Raw genomic sequence first — 16,336 nt, 5'->3', positions numbered from 1 at the left:
GCGACGACGCCATCAAGCCCGATCCCGGACCTGCCACTACGAACGGCGGGCCACCCAACAACGATGAAGATCACGATCTACAGCTGGAGTACTAGGCGCCGTTCCCCGTGGCTGCCTCGGCGGACAGCCGCGCGAGCAGCGACGGCAGCGCGGTCCCGATGGGCTCGCGGATCGTCTCCTGCGCCATTTCGTCGTACGGCGTCGGCTCGGCGTTCACCACGATCAGCCGCGCCCCGTGCTCCGCCGCGATCCCGGCCAGCGACGCGGCGGGCTGTACCTGCAGCGTCGTACCGACCGCGATGAACACCTCGCACGCCTTCGCGATCGACATCGCCTCGCCCAATACCACTGGGTCGAGCCGCTCGCCGAACATGACGGTCGCCGACTTCAGGATGCCGCCGCAGACCGTGCACGCCGGGTCCTCCTCGCCCGCCTCGACCCTCTTCAGCGCCTCGGCCATCGGCGAACGGGTATGGCAGCGGGTGCAGACCACCTCGCGTGCGGTGCCGTGCAGTTCGAGGACCTTGCGGGCGGAGACACCGGCCAGCTGATGCAGCCCGTCGACGTTCTGCGTGATCACCCGCACCGGGACACCGGACCGCTCCAGGTCTGCCACGGCCCGGTGAGCTGCGTTCGGCTCCGCGTTCCAGGTCGCACTGGTGCGGCGCATCTGCCAGGAGCGGCGGCGGATCTCCGGATCGGCCATGTAGAAGTCGTACGTGACGAGCTTCTCGGCCTCTGGGTCCTTCCGCCAGAGCCCGTTCGGCCCGCGGTAGTCGGGGATGCCGGAATCCGTGGAGATTCCGGCGCCGCTGAGGATCGCGACGAGAGTCATACGGCGAGCGTACGCAGCGGCGGCTGCCGCCCGCGAGGTGATATCGGCCGGTGCTGGGTCCGGTCGTCACACTGCCGTGTGCTGGCGACGGCGGCAGTGCGTACCCCGCTTGCCGCGCCGGTCGCCGGACCGGGACCGAACGCAGCCGCCCCATGGCCTGGACATGACCGGACTGCCGGGCGCCGCCGTCCGCCGGGAGCGGCAGCGGGCACGGAAGCCGCATGCGAGGCCGGAGCCGGGACCTGATCTGCGCCGCGCTTCCCGTGGTGCCGACAACTTCCTTACGGACGATCACGGTGACGACCTGTCGGAACAGCGGGACGCAGAGGCACACGATGCCGATACGGGATGAATGACCGTGAGTCGGGAGGTCAGGAGGCGACGGGCCTGCCGTCCTCCAGCTCCACGGCGCCCGCTCCGGAATCGAGGACCTCCAGCGCCGCCCGGACCCGGTGTCCGAGGGGACCGGGCAGATACCGGTCGAGTGCGCCGCGCTCCACCAGCTTCCAGGAGAGCAGCTCTTCCTCCTGCAGCCGGATCGCCGTCAACTGTGCCTCGTCCAGGACCCCGCCGTCGTACAGGTAGGCGGCGATCGGAGGACGCTCGGGGCTGCGTGCCCAGTCGATCGCCAGCAGCCTTCCCGGCTCCAGATCGAGGCCGATCTCCTCGACCGTTTCGCGGCGTGCGGCCTGCCGCGGGGTCTCGCCCTCGTCGGACTCGATCGTTCCACCGGGCAGGGCCCAGCCGTCCCGGTAGTTCGGTTCGACGAGCAGCACTCGTCCTTCCCCGTCCTGGAAGACGGTTGCCGCGGCGGCCAGCACCTTGGGCAGTCCTGCGATGTACGTGGCGTAGTCAGTGGTGGTCACGTGCGCAGCGTAATGGGGGCCGGCATGTCCGCCGTTCCGCAGGTCCAGGGCCCGGACACCCATGGGCAGAGGGCCGGTGCTCCGGATAGGGTCGGGGCGGCGCGACTGCCTGTTCGAAAGCAAGGGATGCAAGGTGACGGACGGAGCAGTGATGGAGACCGCCCGCGTACTCGTCGCGGCGGACAAGTTCAAGGGATCGCTCACGGCGGTACAGGTCGCGGAGCGGGTGACGGCCGGGCTGCGGCGCGTCGTACCCCAGGTGCAGGTCGAGACCCTGCCCGTGGCGGACGGCGGCGACGGCACGGTGGCGGCGGCGGTGGCCGCCGGATTCGAGCGGCGCGAGGCGCAGGTGACCGGGCCGCGCGGGGAGACCGTGACCGCGGCGTACGCCCTGCGGGGCACCACCGCGGTGGTGGAGATGGCCGAGGCCTCCGGCCTTCAGCATCTTCCGGCGGGGGTGTTCGCCCCCCTGACGGCCACGACGTACGGCTCCGGCGAGCTGCTGGCCGCGGCGCTGGACGCGGGCGCCCGGACCATTGTGTTCGGGGTCGGCGGCAGTGCCACCACGGACGGCGGCGCGGGCATGCTCGCCGCACTCGGCGCCCGCTTCCTGGACGCGGACGGCAAGCCCGTGGGCCCCGGAGGCGGTGGCCTCGCGGAGCTGGCCGCGGCGGATCTGACCGGTCTCGACCCGCGGCTGGCCGACGTGGACCTGATCCTCGCCAGCGACGTGGACAACCCGCTGACCGGCCCGAAAGGCGCCCCGGCGGTCTACGGGCGGCAGAAGGGCGCGACTGAGGACGACATCGCGACCCTCGACGCGGCACTCACCCGCTACGCGTCCGTCCTCGGCCCGGACCACGCGAGACTGCCCGGGGCGGGTGCGGCAGGCGGTATCGGTTACGGGGCGCTCGTCGCTCTCGGCGCCCGGTTCCGCCCCGGCATCGAGGTCATGCTCGACGTCCTCGGCTTCGCCCCGGCGCTGGCCCGCGCCACGCTGGTGATCACGGGGGAGGGCTCTCTCGACGAGCAGACCCTGCACGGCAAGGCTCCGGCGGGCGTCGCGGCGGCGGCTCGCGCGGCGGGCCTGGAGGTGGTGGCGGTCTGCGGCCGCCTCGCGCTGCCCCCGGAGGCGCTGGGACGTGCGGGCATCCGGCGCGCCTACGCCCTCACGGACCTGGAGCCGGACCCCGCTGTGTGCATGGCGCAGGCGGGGCAACTGCTGGAGCGGGTGGCGGAGGGGATCGCGCGCGACTTCCTGTCGGGAGCAGAGCCCCTGTCGAGCTGAGGTGAGTCGGGCTGATCGGGCGGGGTGAGGCCCCGAGCGGGGCGGGGCGCCCGAGGCCGCCCGTTCCGGATCCGTCCCCCCGCCCCACCGCTCGCCCCGCCCACGCTCTCCCTCGCCCCCGCTCTCCGGGCGTCGACAAGGCCCTGATGACCAGCACGGCGTTCGGGAAGGACTTCGGGATGCCGCACAACCTCGCGGACCCGACGTCGCCGTCCACCCGGGAGAGCGTGATCATGAAGTCGGACGCCAGTACGCCCGGCGGCCCGAAGGCGGTCCGCCCGCCGAGGCGGCAGCGGCAGCCACCTCGTACACGCTGAAGAAGTAGCGTCGCCGGCCGCCGGACAGATGCCCCACCCGTCCGGCGGCCCACGCCTCGCGCGACCTTCCCGCCCGGGGCACCGAGGTGCGCCGCGGGCGGGCCGGGGCGCATCCTGGCTGTGTGACCTCGTACGGCCTGCCCCCGTACGCTCCACCCGAGAACGTGGTGGTGCCGGGGAGGGCGAGCGGCGGCGGGGTGCCGGACGAATTGTCCCTGGTGCTCGCGCAGGCCGCAGTGAGCGCGATCGAGTCCGCCGGTGGGTATGCCGGCGGCATATATCTGTGCTCCTGTGACCCCGAGCTGCTGCGCCTCTCCGTGCTCGCCGGGCTGCCGACCCAGCTGTTCCGCCCCTGGTGGCGCATGCATGTGAATCGGCCCTTCCCCGTGGCCGAGGCGTACCGCTCGGGCAAGCCCGTCCACCTCGCCGACGTCGAGGAGGGCATGCGCCGGTTCCCGCAGCTGATGGCGGGCATGCCGTTCCCGTTCGGTTCGCTGTACGTGCCCGTCTTCGGCGGCCGGGAGAAGTTCGGCGTCCTCGCGGTGCTGCGCCCGGCCACCCCCGGCGAACCCGTCTCGCACGCCGACCGGCGCGTGCTCCGCGACATCGCCCATCGGCTCGGCGCGGAGCTCGCCGGACTGGCGGCCGGAGGCACCAAGGTCGTATGGGACGGCGAGCCGGTCCCCGTGCAGCTGCCCTCCGTCACCGTGCCACCGGTACGGATCGGGCACTTCGACTGGGACCCCGAAACCGGTGCCGTCGACGCCGACGCGGAGCTGTGCGGGATCCTCGGCACCGAGTCCGCGCGGTTCCCGGGCACCATCGACGCCCTGATGGCACTGCTGGCACCGGAGGACGTGTACGGACTGTGGACCCTTGCCCGCCGGGCGGCGAGCGGACCGCTCGTACGCAGGATGCGGTTGCGCGGCCCCGACGGCCGGACCAACCTGCTGGAACTCTCCAGCCGCTGGGCCCAGCCGCCGCGCAGCAGCGCGGCCGGGACGCTGACCGGATTCCTGGTGGACCTCGGGGCCGGACCGGTCATCGCCGAGGCCGCCGACCGGCTCCCGCACGGCATCTTCTCGCTCGACCGGCTCGGACGGATCACCTACGTCAACCAGCTGGCGGAGGAGCTGCTCGGCCGGCAGCGGGCCGAGCTGGTCGGAAGCCTCCTGTGGGAGGCCCTGCCGTGGTTCGGGCATCCCGCCTACGAGGACCACCACCGGGCCGCATTGCTGTCCCACGAACCTGTGCACTTCCTCGCGCGCCGCACCGAGCGGGACTGGCTGGCGGTGTCCCTGTACCCGGGCCACGATGGCGTGACCGCCACACTCTCCGCCACGGAAGAGCCCTCCTTCCCGCCGGGCGACTCCGTCGCATCGACTGAGGGCCTGGGTTCCCCGGCGGAGGTCGCGGCCGGGGTGTACCGTCCGGTCGCTCTCGCGATCGCGCTGACGGAGGCCGTCACCGCCCGCCAGGTGTCCGCGGTGGTCACCCGGGAGCTGCTCCCCGCGTTCGGCGGCAGGCAGCTGGCGATCTACCTGCTGCGTGAACGCCACCTCTACCTGGCCTGGGAGACCGGCTTCCCGCACGGCTTCCTGAACCGCTTCGACGGCGTCGGGCTCGACGCCCATCTGCCCGGCGTCGAGACGCTCACCTCCGGCCGCCCCATCTTCTTCGAATCCATGCAGCGCCTGGCCTCCGCCTACCCCGACATTCCCCTGGGCTCGAGCGTCGGCGCCCGCGCCTTCCTGCCGCTCATCGCTTCCGGGCGGCCCGTCGGCTCCTGCATCCTCGGCTTCGACCAGCCACGCGGCTTCAGCCCCGAGGAACGCACGGTTCTCACCGCGCTCGCCGGACTCATCGCCCACGCCCTCAAACGAGCCCAGCGGTACGACACCGAGTTCGCCGTGGCCCGCGGCCTGCAGAACGCCCTGCTGCCGCAACGGCTGCCCGTTCTCGACCAGGTCGACACCGCGGGCCGGTACCTCCCCGGCACCCAGGGCATGGACATCGGCGGCGACTGGTACGACGTCATCGAGACCGACCGGGGGCTGGCCCTGGTCATCGGGGATGTCCAGGGGCACGGTGTCGCCGCCGCGGCGACGATGGGCCAGCTGCGCAGCGCCGTACGCGCCTTCGCGCTCAGCGGGCACGACCCGCAGGAAGTGATGTGCGGCACCAACCGGCTGCTCATCGACCTCGACCCGGGTCAGATCGCCAGCTGCTGCTACATCGTCCTCGACCTCGCCACCGGTCGGACGCAGCTCGTCCGGGCCGGGCACCCGCAACCCCTGCTTCGCCACCCCGACGGCACGACCGAGGTCCTGGAACTCCCCGGCGGAGTGGTGCTCGGCGTCACCCCCGAAGCCACCTACCCCGTCAGCAGCCTGTGGCTGCCCCCGGGCGCGATCCTGGCGCTGTACACCGACGGACTGGTCGAGCAGGCGGGGGCCGATATCGACGACGGAGTCGAGCGGCTGCGCGGCATCATCGAGGCAGCCGACGTGCCGTCCCTCGCCGGCATGGCGGACCTGGTGATCAGGGAGGCGAGACGGGAGCCCGACCGCCCCGACGACATCGCCGTCCTGCTCGCCGCCCGCTGGGCCGGCGCGCAGGACGCGTAGCGGGTCCCGACCGGACATGCGAGAGGGCCCGGGTGCTGGGGAAGCACCCGGGCCCTCGTACGTCTCGTTCTGTATCGCTAGGGCAGCTGAGTCGCCCGGGCCTCGCGGCGGTTGCCGCGGAAGGTGTTCACCCGCCGCGCCGTCGCGAAGAGCGGGATGACCGCTCCCAGGACCACCTGCAGCGCGCAGCCGGTCTGCAGGAGCAGTTGACCGCCGGGGGCATCGAACGCCCACGCGGCGAGCAGACCCATCGCGGCCACGATCCAGCTGAGCATCGCCACCGCGAGGACTCCGCGCGGCTTCGGGTACTCAACCCGGCTGACCATCAGCCAGGCCACTCCGATGATCGCGATGAGCGTCGGTACGAAGGGCAGCTCCAGGAGCACGATCGAGACGACCGTGAGCGCTCCGAAGGGGCTCGGCATGCCCTGGAACATGCCGTCCTTCATGGTCACGCAGGAGAATCTGGCCAGTCTCAGCACCACGGCCAGCAGCACGACGATCGCCGCGAGCGCCGACACCCGCTGGTATGCGTCGTCCGCGACCATGCCGTACACAAGCACGAAGTACGCCGGGGCCAGCCCGAAGCTGATCAGGTCCGAGAGGTTGTCCAGCTCCGCGCCCATCGGCGAGGAGCGGAGCTTGCGCGCCACCAACCCGTCAAAGAGGTCGAAGACCGCGGCGAGGAGCATCAGGATCACGGCGGTGGCCGCGGAGTGCCGGGCCATGCCGCTCTCGTCGCTGCCCGTGAGGTGGGGGATGAGGATTCCCGTGGTGGTGAAGTACACCGCCATGAAACCGCACGTGGCGTTACCGAGAGTAAGGGTGTCCGCTATTGACAGCCGCATGGAGAGCGGCATGTCCTCGACGCCGTCCTCGCACTCGCTCTCCGGCACCCAGCCGGCCTGCGTGTCGGGATCAATCACGGTCAATTCGAGTCACCCCCGCGGTGGTGGCCTGGCCGACCTCGACCGCGACCTCGACACCCTCCGGAAGGTAGATGTCGACCCGGGAGCCGAAGCGGATCAGACCGATGCGCTCGCCCTGCTCGACCTTCGTGCCCTGCGGGAGGTACGGGACGATGCGGCGGGCGACCGCACCCGCGATCTGCACCATCTCGATGTCGCCGAGCTCCGTGTCGAAGTGCCAGACAACGCGCTCGTTGTTCTCGCTCTCCTTGTTGAACGCCGGCACGAACCCACCGGGGATGTGCTCGACCGACGTCACGGTGCCGGCCAGCGGCGCACGGTTGACATGGACATTCAGCGGACTCATGAAGATCGCGACGCGGGTGCGTCCGTCCTTCCACGGCATGATGCTCTGCACCACACCGTCGGCCGGAGAGATGACCCGGCCCTGGGTGATCTCGCGCTCGGGGTCGCGGAAGAACCACAGCATGCCCGCCGCCAGGGCGGTGGTGGGCACGGCCACCGCGGCCCAGCGTCCGGACCTGCGGGCCCGGGCGATGCTGAGGGCCGCGGTGGCGACGGTCGGCAGGAGCCACGGCGAAGCTCCGCGCGCAAGGCGGACTCCGCCGCGTGGTGCAGAGGTTTGGCTGTCGGGCATGGATGACCTTCGTAGCGGATGAGGCCGCGCGGGCAACGGGGGACGGCGGCTTTTCCGGCGATGTTATCGGTTGCGGGCCGCAACTGGGCAAGCCAGCAGCCGAGTCGGACGGCTTGAAGGCACCGGCAAAGGTTGACAGGGTGTGATCTTCTTCGCGGCCAAATCGCCTTGAAGGGGACAATCAGCCCTGGAATCGGTACTCCTCGAGGAGTCGGCGCCCAATGATCATTTTCTGGATCTCGGCGGTACCTTCACCGATCAGCAGCATCGGGGCCTCCCGGTAGAGGCGCTCGATCTCGTACTCCTTGGAGAAGCCGTAGCCGCCGTGGATGCGGAAGGCGTCCTCGACGACTTCCTTGCAGTACTCGGAGGCAAGGTACTTCGCCATCCCTGCCTCCAGGTCGTTTCGTTCCCCGGAGTCCTTTTTGCGTGCAGCATTGACCATCATCGCATGGGCGGCTTCGACTTTGGTGGCCATTTCGGCCAGTTTGAACTGGATGGCCTGGTGCTGCGCGATCGGCTTTCCAAAGGTGTGGCGCTGCTGAGCGTAGGAAACACCCAGCTCGAATGCACGCTGTGCGACACCGCAACCACGCGCGGCCACATTTACCCGGCCGACTTCGACGCCGTCCATCATTTGGTAAAACCCGCGGCCGGTGGTGCCGCCGAGTACGCGATTGGCCGGAATGCGCAGTCCGTCCATGATGAGTTCGGTCGTGTCGACGCCCTTGTAGCCCATCTTGTCGATCTTTCCGGGGATGGTGAGCCCCGGCCGGACCTCGCCGAAGCCCGGTTCCTTCTCGACCAGGAAGGTCGTCATCGACTTGTGCGGGGCCGTGCCCTCGGGGTGGCCTTCGTCACTCCGGCACAGTACGGCGACGAGCGAGGACGTGCCGCCGTTCGTCAGCCACATCTTCTGGCCGTTCAGGACGTACTCGTCGCCCTCCCTGACGCCCTTGGAGGTGATCGCGGAGACGTCGGAGCCCAGGGCCGGCTCGGACATCGAGAACGCGCCCCGGACCTCGCCCAGCGCCATTCGGGGCAGGAACGTGTCCTTCTGCTCCTGGGTGCCGTGCTGCTTGAGCATGTACGCCACGATGAAGTGCGTGTTGATGATTCCCGACACGCTCATCCAGCCGCGGGCGATTTCCTCCACGCAGAGCGCGTATGTGAGAAGCGACTCACCCAGACCCCCGTACTCCTCGGGAATCATCAGCCCGAACAGGCCGAGTTCCTTGAGCCCCTCGACGATCTCCGTCGGGTACTCGTCACGGTGCTCCAGCCGGGTCGCGACAGGAATGATCTCCTTGTCGACGAAATCTCGGACCGTGGAGAGGATTTCCTGCTGGATGTCGGTCAGGCCGGCGGTCTGGGCGAGTCGCGTCATGGCTACTTCTCCACGTTCTTCTGCGAAGGCTGGTTCAGCTCCGGGCGGCCGGGCTGCTCGCCGCCACGCTCCTTGATGTACGTCTCGGTGGGGACCATCACCTTGCGGCGGAACACGCAGACGAGCGTCCCGTCCTGCTTGTAGCCCCTGGTCTCCACGTGAACGATCCCGCGGTCGCTCTTGGACTTTGACGGAGTCTTGTCGAGAACGGTCGTCTCGCCGTAGATCGTGTCGCCGTGGAAGGTCGGCGCGACATGCTTCAGCGACTCGACCTCCAGGTTGGCGATCGCCTTTCCGGAGACGTCCGGCACGGACATGCCGAGAAGCAACGAGTAGATGTAGTTGCCGACTACAACGTTCTTGCCGAAATCGGTCGTCTTCTCCGCGTAGTTGCTGTCCATGTGCAGCGGGTGATGATTCATGGTCAGGAGGCAGAAAAGATGGTCGTCGTACTCGGTGACCGTCTTTCCGGGCCAGTGCTTGTACACCGCACCGACCTCGAATTCCTCATAGGTACGTCCGAACTGCATGATCAGGCCTCCGGCGCTTCGAACTTGGAGGTGCGCTGCATACCGGCCGCGCGGCCCTTGCCCGCGATGACGAGCGCCATCTTCCGGCTGGCCTCGTCGATCATCTCGTCGCCGAGCATCGCCGAACCCTTCTTGCCGCCCTCTTCCGAGGTGCACCACTCGTATGCGTCGAGGATCAGCTCGGCGTGGTCGTAGTCCTCCTGCGAAGGCGAGAACACCTCGTTGGCCGCGTCGACCTGACCGGGGTGCAGCACCCACTTGCCGTCGAAGCCCAGCGCCGCCGCACGGCCCGCGACCTCGCGGTACGCGTCCACGTCACGGATCTGCAGGAAGGGGCCGTCGATCGCCTGGAGGTCGTGCGTACGGGCCGCCATCAGAATGCGCATCAGGATGTAGTGGTACGCGTCCGCGCCGTAGCCGGGCGGCTGCTGACCGACGACCAGGGTCTTCATGTTGATCGACGCCATGAAGTCGGCCGGGCCGAAGATCAGCGTCTCCAGGCGCGGCGAGGCGGCGGCGATGTCGTCGATGTTCACCAGGCCCTTGGCGTTCTCGATCTGCGCCTCGATGCCGATCTTCCCGACCTCGAAGCCCATCGTCTTCTCGATCTGGGTCAGCAGGAGGTCGAGCGCGACGACCTGCTGGGCGTCCTGCACCTTCGGCAGCATGATGCAGTCGAGGTTCTGGCCCGCGCCCTCGACGACCGTGATCACATCGCGGTACGTCCAGTGCGTCGTCCAGTCGTTGACGCGGACGACCCGGGTCTTGCCCGTCCAGTCGCCATTGTTCAGCGCGTCGACGATGTGGTGCCGGGCGCCCTCCTTGGCGAGCGGAGCACAGGCGTCCTCGAGGTCCAGGAAGACCTGGTCGGCGGGGAGGCCCTGGGCCTTCTCCAGGAACCGCGGGTTCGAGCCGGGCACGGCCAGACACGAGCGGCGGGGACGCAGGCGGTTCGGGAGGTGCGCGCTGGAGCCGCTCCCCGGAAGGGTGGTGGCGGGAGACGGGTGGGCGGGCTGGGTCATGCGGGGACCTCCAGAGGGTCGAGCTTGTTCGCTTTCCGGATCTCGTCGACGATACGGCCGATGATCTCCGTGATACCGAAGTCCTTCGGGGTGAAAACGGCGGCGACACCCGCCTCGATCAGCACGACGGCGTCGGCGGGCGGAATGATCCCGCCCGCGATCACCGGGATGTCGTTCGCGCCGGCCTTGCGCAACCGGTTCAGCACGTCCGGCACCAGCGCGGCGTGCGAGCCGGACAGGATCGACAGCCCGACGCAGTGCACGTCCTCGGCGAGCGCCGCCGAGACGATCTGCTCGGGGGTCAGCCTGATCCCCTGGTAGACGACCTCGAACCCGGCGTCACGGGCCCGTACGGCGATCTGCTCGGCGCCGTTGGAGTGACCGTCCAGGCCCGGCTTCCCGACCAGCAGCCGCAGCCGTCCGGCGCCGAGGTCCTCGGCGGTGCGGGCGACCTTCTCCCGTACGAGTGCGAGCGGCGTGCCGGCCTCCGCGGTGACGGCGACCGGGGCGGACGAGACACCCGTCGGGGCCCGGAACTCGCCGAACACATCGCGCAGCGCCCACGACCACTCGCCGGTGGTGACACCCGCGCGGGCGCACTCCACGGTCGCTTCCATCATGTTCTCGGTGCCGGCCGCGGCCTTCTTCAGGGCCGCGAGGGCCTCGGAGGCGCGCGCTTCGTCACGGTGGTCGCGCCACTCGTGGAGCGCCGCGACCACTCTCGCCTCATTGGCGGGGTCGACCGTCATGATCGCGCCGTCGAGGTCCGTCGTGAGCGGGTTCGGCTCGGTCGTCTCGTAGATGTTGACGCCGACGATCTTCTCCTCGCCGCCCTCGATCCGGGCCCGCCGCCGCGCGTGTGAGGAGACCAGCTCCGACTTCAGATAGCCGGACTCGACGGCCGCCATCGCGCCGCCCATCTGCTGGATCCGGTCGATCTCCGCGAGGGACTCGGTGACCAGGGAGTCGACCTTGGCCTCGATCACATGCGATCCGGCGAAGATGTCCTCGTACTCCAGCAGATCGCTCTCGTGCGCGAGGACCTGCTGGATGCGGAGCGACCACTGCTGGTCCCAGGGCCGGGGGAGCCCCAGCGCCTCGTTCCAGGCGGGCAACTGCACGGCCCGGGCGCGGGCGTCCTTGGAGAGGGTCACGGCCAGCATCTCCAGGACGATGCGCTGGACGTTGTTCTCCGGCTGCGCCTCGGTCAGTCCAAGCGAGTTGACCTGGACGCCGTAGCGGAACCGGCGCTGCTTGGCGTCGGTGATGCCGTACCGCTCGCGGGTGACCTGGTCCCAGATGCGGCCGAAGGCGCGCATCTTGCACATCTCCTCGATGAAGCGGACGCCGGCGTTCACGAAGAAGGAGATGCGGGCGACCACATCGCCGAACTTCTCCTCCGGTACCTGGCCCGAGTCGCGCACGGCGTCCAGGACCGCAATGGCCGTCGACATGGCATACGCGATCTCCTGGACCGGAGTGGCACCCGCCTCCTGCAGGTGGTAGCTGCAGATGTTGATCGGGTTCCACTTCGGGATGTGGTTGACCGTGTACGTGATCATGTCGGTGGTCAGCCGCAGCGAGGGACCGGGCGGGAAGACATGCGTCCCGCGCGAGAGGTACTCCTTGACGATGTCGTTCTGCGTGGTGCCCTGGAGCTTCGTGGCGTCGGCGCCCTGCTCCTCGGCGACCACCTGATAGAGCGCCAGCAGCCACATCGCGGTGGCGTTGATCGTCATCGAGGTGTTCATCCGTTCCAGCGGTATGTCCTGGAACAGCCGCCGCATGTCGCCGAGGTGCGAGACGGGCACGCCGACCCGGCCGACCTCGCCGCGGGCGAGGATGTGGTCGGGGTCGTAACCCGTCTGGGTCGGCAGGTCGAAGGCGACCGACAGACCCGTCTGGCCCTTGGCGAGGTTGCGCCGGTAGAGCTCGTTGGACGCCTCGGCGGTCGAGTGACCGGCGTACGTCCGCATCAGCCACGGGCGGTCCTTCTGACGCCCGGCCACGTCAGGCGTTCCTGAAGCGGTTGATGGCGTTGATGTGCTGCTCGCGCAGCTCCTCGTTGCGCACACCCAGACCCTCGCGCGGGGAAAGCGCCAGGACGCCGACCTTGCCCTGGTGCAGGTTGCGGTGCACGTCGTACGCGGCCTGGCCGGTCTCCTCCAGGGAGTAGACCTTCGACAGCGTGGGGTGGATCTTGCCCTTGGCGACCAGCCGGTTGGCCTCCCACGCCTCGCGGTAGTTGGCGAAGTGCGAGCCCACGATCTTCTTCAGCGACATCCACAGGTAGCGGTTGTCGTACTCGTGGTTGTAGCCCGAGGTCGAGGCGCAGGTGACGATCGTGCCGCCCTTGCGGGTCACGTACACCGAGGCGCCGAACGTCTCGCGGCCCGGGTGCTCGAAGACGATGTCGACGTCCTCGCCGCCGGTCAGCTCACGAATGCGCTTGCCGAACCGCTTCCACTCGCGCGGGTCCTGGTTGTGCTCGTCCTTCCAGAATTTGTAGCCCTCGGCGTTGCGGTCGATGATCGCCTCTGCGCCCATCTTCCGGCAGATGTCCGCCTTCTGCTCGCTGGAGACGACACAGATCGGGTTGGCGCCACCGGCCAGCGCGAACTGCGTGGCGTATGAACCGAGTCCGCCGCTGGCGCCCCAGATCAGCACGTTGTCGCCCTGCTTCATGCCGGCGCCGTTGCGCGAGACGAGCTGGCGGTACGCGGTGGAGTTGACCAGGCCCGGAGCCGCGGCCTCCTCCCAGCTGAGGTGCTGCGGCTTCGGCATCAGCTGGTTGGACTTGACGAGCGCGATCTCGGCGAGGCCGCCGAAGTTGGTCTCGAAGCCCCAGATCCGCTGCTCGGGGTCGAGCATCGTGTCGTTGTGGCCGTCCGAGGACTCCAGTTCGACCGAGAGGCAGTGCGCGACGACCTCGTCGCCGGGGTGCCAGGCGTTGACGCCGGGGCCGGTGCGCAGGACGACGCCCGCCAGGTCGGAGCCGATGACGTGGTACGGCAGGTCGTGGCGCTTGGTGAGCTCGCTGAGCTTTCCGTAGCGCTCCAGGAACCCGAAGGTGGAGAGCGGCTCGAAGATCGAGGTCCAGACGGAGTTGTAGTTCACCGAGCTGGCCATGACGGCGACCAGTGCCTCACCGGGCCCGAGCTCCGGAACCGGCACCTCGTCGAGGTGCAGCGACTTGCGGGGGTCCTTGTCGCGGGTGGCGAGCCCGGCGAACATCTCCGTCTCGTCCTTGTGCACGGTCACCGCGCGGTACGACTCAGGGATGGACAGGGCCGCGAAATCTGCGGCGGTGCTGTCCTGCGATTGGATCGCGTCCAGGATTTCCTTCACGGTGTGCCTCCGGGATGGGGTCTCCCCTGCTCGAGCGGAGCCGAGAGCTTGGGGAACTGCGTCGAGGGACGCTTGAGAGTCCCTGCCAACGGGGGTGCGGTGCGGTGTGGAGGTGCTGCCGTCGGTTCGGCTGGTAAAGCTTCGGCTTGCTCTGGTGGAGCAGAAGGGATTGCCTGTGACGCAGGCGCCCGGGCGCGCAGGCACATGGCCTGCGGGGACAGCCGGCGTACGTGAGGTCCCTGCACGCCGGCCGCCCGGACAACTTCAACGTATGGCACTGCGTGACACCTGGCAAGGCACTCGGTGCCAACAATTTCTCTCAGTTGTCATCCGCTGGACACGCATGAGCAGCAACGAGGCTGTTTCGCGTCGTTCTGTCCCTCTGTGTCCGGTCAGGCCGGGCGCCGGTACACATACGGCGTGGTGGTGGACAGAGCCCGGAAACCGAGCCGCAGGAGGATCGGCCTGCTCAGGTCGGTCGCGTCGACCTGCAGATAGCGAAAGCCATGCTCGGCGGCGATCCGGGCACGGTAGGCGATCAGTGCCCGGTAGATACCCCTTCCGCGCCACGGCTCCACGGTCCCGCCGCCCCAGAGCCCCGCAAAGCCGGTGCCCGGGTGCAGCTCCATCCGGGCCGAGCTCACCGGTTCGTCGCCCGCCATGGCCAGCACCCCGACGAAGCTGTCCGGGGCCTCGGCCAGCCGCGCCAGCACCTGGTGCCGCAGCCGGGACCCGTCCGAGCCGAACGCCCGCTCGTGGGCCGCGGCCATCAGCTCCACGCCGGCCGCATCCGACACCGTGCGCAGCGTGACCCCCTCGGGGAGCTCCACGGCCGCCGGGACGTCCGCCACCGGGGCGACCAGGAGGGTCTCCGGCGGCTCCGCGACGAAGCCGGCGTCCACCAGCCGCTGCCCCAGGTCGGCCGGCCGGTCGTGCGCGTACAGCTTCCACTCGAACTCGTCGTGGCCGAGCGCCGTGAAGTGCTCCACCTGCTCGGCGATGGCCGCATCCGCCCGTACGGCGTCCAGACCTGGGGCCGACCAGACGACACCGTTCCAGTCGTCGGCCGACCCGGCCTGCCGTACGACATCGGCGGTGCGCTCGACGCGGACGCCGGGCCCGTCGGGGCGGGCGTGCTCGCGCAACTCGCGGTCGAAGAGAGTCAGCAGGAGGTCGCGATCATGAGTCATCCGCCCACCGGAACACGACGGTACGGGCGCGGCAACCGGGTTTCACCGCCCGGACGCGCGAACGCCGGACGGGCTCGGCTGCTAGGGCGTGTTTCGAAAGTCCCGCCGGCCTGGCGACGCCTGGCCCGCACGCTCGCCGCATTGTCGGGCCCGCCCCGACACGCCCAGTATCGGGGCGGCCCTCCGCCTTGCGATCGCACGCACTGGACGACGCTCCTCATGGGGCACACATTGCCGGGCACGGCACCAGCCCGTCCGGCGACGGTGGGGCGGCCGGCCGGCAGGCCCCCGCTCAGCGGTCCTTGAGCGCCTGCTGGATCGTGCGCATCACTTCGTCGAGCGGTGCGTCCGTCCGTGCCACCGCGACGAGCACCTCGCCCTCGGTGCTCACCGACGCGGCGGGCGCCGGCGTCGATTCGGCCCCGGCGACGCGCCCGGCCCCGATGCCCGTCCCGAACGTGTCCCGGACAATCGCGAAGGCGTGGTCGAGCTGGGCCTCCACGTCGCCCTGCCCACCCGCCCGCAGCCAGCGGCGCAGCACATGGTTGTGCGCGGTGACGACGGCCGATGCCGCGACCTCCGCCAGCAGCGGGTCGTCGTTGCCGACATGGTGGTCGTGCTCGTCGAAGTGGCCCAGCAGATAGCGCGTGAACAGCCGCTCGTAACGGGCCACCGAGGCGATCTCGGCCTCCCGCAGCGTGGGGACCTCACGGGTCAGCTTGTAGCGGGCCACCGAGACTGCGGGCTTGGCCGCGTACATCTTCATGACTTCTTTGATGCCGCGGCAGACGGTGTCGAGCGGGTGCTCGTGCGCGGGGGCGGCATTGAGGACGGCCTCGGCACGGACGAGAGTGTCGTCGTGGTCGGGGAAGATCGCCTCTTCCTTGGAGCGGAAGTGCCGGAAAAAGGTCCGCCGGGCGACACCCGCGGCGCCCGCGATCTCGTCGACCGTCGTCGCCTCGTACCCCTTCGTGGCGAAGAGCTCCATCGCCGCGGCGGCCAGTTCGCGGCGCATTTTGAGCCGCTGGGCGGCGGCGCGCGTTCCTGCGGCACTCTCCGGAGCGTCGGGCGCGGCGGAGACACGGGGGGACCTGGCGGGCTGGGACATGGTGTGAACGTACTGCATCAGTGCGGGAGAGCGCGCCTGCGGGGGCGGTCCGCCCGGCCGTACGTCCCACGGCGGGGGCTGCGCGAGCGGATCGAGCAGCCCTCCCCATCCGGCCCCCGGCCCGGGAGCCGCCGGGGGGGGCGGCCGGGGCCGACCGCCCGGCCCGCGCCCCGGGCCCCCGTGGGGGCCCGGCCCGGGGGGCAACGCCCGCGAAATGGCGGGAGACCCCCCCCCCCCTAGCGGGGCGGCCGA

General features: G+C 69.9%; 14 protein-coding genes. 3 read left to right on the top strand and 11 right to left on the bottom strand.

Translation table 11 applies throughout. From position 1 onward, the window contains the following. Positions 1–91 precede the first annotated feature (91 nt). Entirely contained in the window at positions 92–835 is a 744-nt protein-coding gene (locus tag AB0915_RS34010; RefSeq protein WP_366694728.1) for a Sir2 family NAD-dependent protein deacetylase, read from the bottom strand. A 371-nt stretch (positions 836–1,206) separates the two neighbouring features. Next, positions 1,207–1,701, bottom strand: a complete 495-nt coding sequence (locus AB0915_RS34005; RefSeq protein ID WP_366694727.1) for an NUDIX hydrolase — start codon at positions 1,699–1,701, stop codon at positions 1,207–1,209. A 151-nt stretch (positions 1,702–1,852) separates the two neighbouring features. On the opposite strand from AB0915_RS34005, the gene AB0915_RS34000 reads away from it, so the two are divergent. The 3 genes from AB0915_RS34000 (at position 1,853) to AB0915_RS33990 (ending at position 5,933) form a co-directional block, all read left to right on the top strand. Then, complete coding sequence (locus tag AB0915_RS34000; RefSeq protein ID WP_366694731.1) at positions 1,853–2,989, top strand: glycerate kinase; 1,137 nt, start codon at positions 1,853–1,855, stop codon at positions 2,987–2,989. A 146-nt stretch (positions 2,990–3,135) separates the two neighbouring features. Then, positions 3,136–3,306 (top strand): hypothetical protein, encoded by a 171-nt coding sequence (locus AB0915_RS33995; RefSeq protein ID WP_366694726.1) that lies wholly within the window; start codon positions 3,136–3,138, stop codon positions 3,304–3,306. 197 nt (positions 3,307–3,503) lie between these two features. Beyond that, the gene (locus tag AB0915_RS33990; RefSeq protein ID WP_366694730.1) at positions 3,504–5,933 is read left to right on the top strand and encodes a SpoIIE family protein phosphatase; all 2,430 of its coding nucleotides are present in this window, start codon (positions 3,504–3,506) and stop codon (positions 5,931–5,933) included. Positions 5,934–6,010: 77 nt separating this feature from the next. Here the strand turns inward: AB0915_RS33990 and pssA are convergent, their stop codons facing one another. The 9 genes from pssA to AB0915_RS33945 form a co-directional block, all read right to left on the bottom strand. Then, complete coding sequence (pssA, locus tag AB0915_RS33985) at positions 6,011–6,829, bottom strand: CDP-diacylglycerol--serine O-phosphatidyltransferase (RefSeq protein ID WP_366694729.1); 819 nt, start codon at positions 6,827–6,829, stop codon at positions 6,011–6,013. Positions 6,830–6,851: 22 nt separating this feature from the next. Further along, positions 6,852–7,499: a phosphatidylserine decarboxylase gene (locus AB0915_RS33980; protein WP_366134641.1), complete on the bottom strand. Its 648-nt coding sequence runs from the start codon at positions 7,497–7,499 to the stop codon at positions 6,852–6,854. A 181-nt stretch (positions 7,500–7,680) separates the two neighbouring features. Continuing rightward, a complete protein-coding gene (locus tag AB0915_RS33975; RefSeq protein WP_366694725.1) occupies positions 7,681–8,886 on the bottom strand; it encodes an acyl-CoA dehydrogenase family protein in 1,206 nt (401 codons plus the stop codon). A 2-nt stretch (positions 8,887–8,888) separates the two neighbouring features. Further along, positions 8,889–9,416 carry a MaoC family dehydratase gene (locus AB0915_RS33970; protein WP_366694724.1) on the bottom strand — a complete coding sequence of 176 codons (528 nt, stop codon included), beginning with the start codon at positions 9,414–9,416 and terminating at the stop codon, positions 8,889–8,891. Between the two features lie 2 nt (positions 9,417–9,418). Then, on the bottom strand, positions 9,419–10,438 hold the full coding sequence (locus AB0915_RS33965) for a CoA ester lyase (RefSeq protein ID WP_366694723.1): 1,020 nt from the start codon (positions 10,436–10,438) through the stop codon (positions 9,419–9,421). Then, complete coding sequence (locus AB0915_RS33960) at positions 10,435–12,447, bottom strand: protein meaA (RefSeq protein ID WP_366694722.1); 2,013 nt, start codon at positions 12,445–12,447, stop codon at positions 10,435–10,437. The genes AB0915_RS33965 and AB0915_RS33960 overlap by 4 nt, the downstream gene beginning before the upstream one ends. 1 nt (position 12,448) lies before the next feature. Then, entirely contained in the window at positions 12,449–13,786 is a 1,338-nt protein-coding gene (ccrA, locus tag AB0915_RS33955; RefSeq protein WP_366694721.1) for a crotonyl-CoA carboxylase/reductase, read from the bottom strand. 392 nt (positions 13,787–14,178) lie between these two features. Continuing rightward, complete coding sequence (locus AB0915_RS33950) at positions 14,179–14,976, bottom strand: GNAT family N-acetyltransferase (protein ID WP_366694720.1); 798 nt, start codon at positions 14,974–14,976, stop codon at positions 14,179–14,181. A 292-nt stretch (positions 14,977–15,268) separates the two neighbouring features. Continuing rightward, the gene (locus AB0915_RS33945; RefSeq protein WP_366694719.1) at positions 15,269–16,084 is read right to left on the bottom strand and encodes a TetR family transcriptional regulator; all 816 of its coding nucleotides are present in this window, start codon (positions 16,082–16,084) and stop codon (positions 15,269–15,271) included. Positions 16,085–16,336 lie beyond the last annotated feature (252 nt).

Source organism: Streptomyces sp. NPDC048411, assembly GCF_040704695.1.
Classification (GTDB): domain Bacteria; phylum Actinomycetota; class Actinomycetes; order Streptomycetales; family Streptomycetaceae; genus Streptomyces.
The sequence above is the reverse complement of the archived record's forward strand: the minus strand, read 5'-3'. Positions and strand labels throughout refer to the sequence as shown.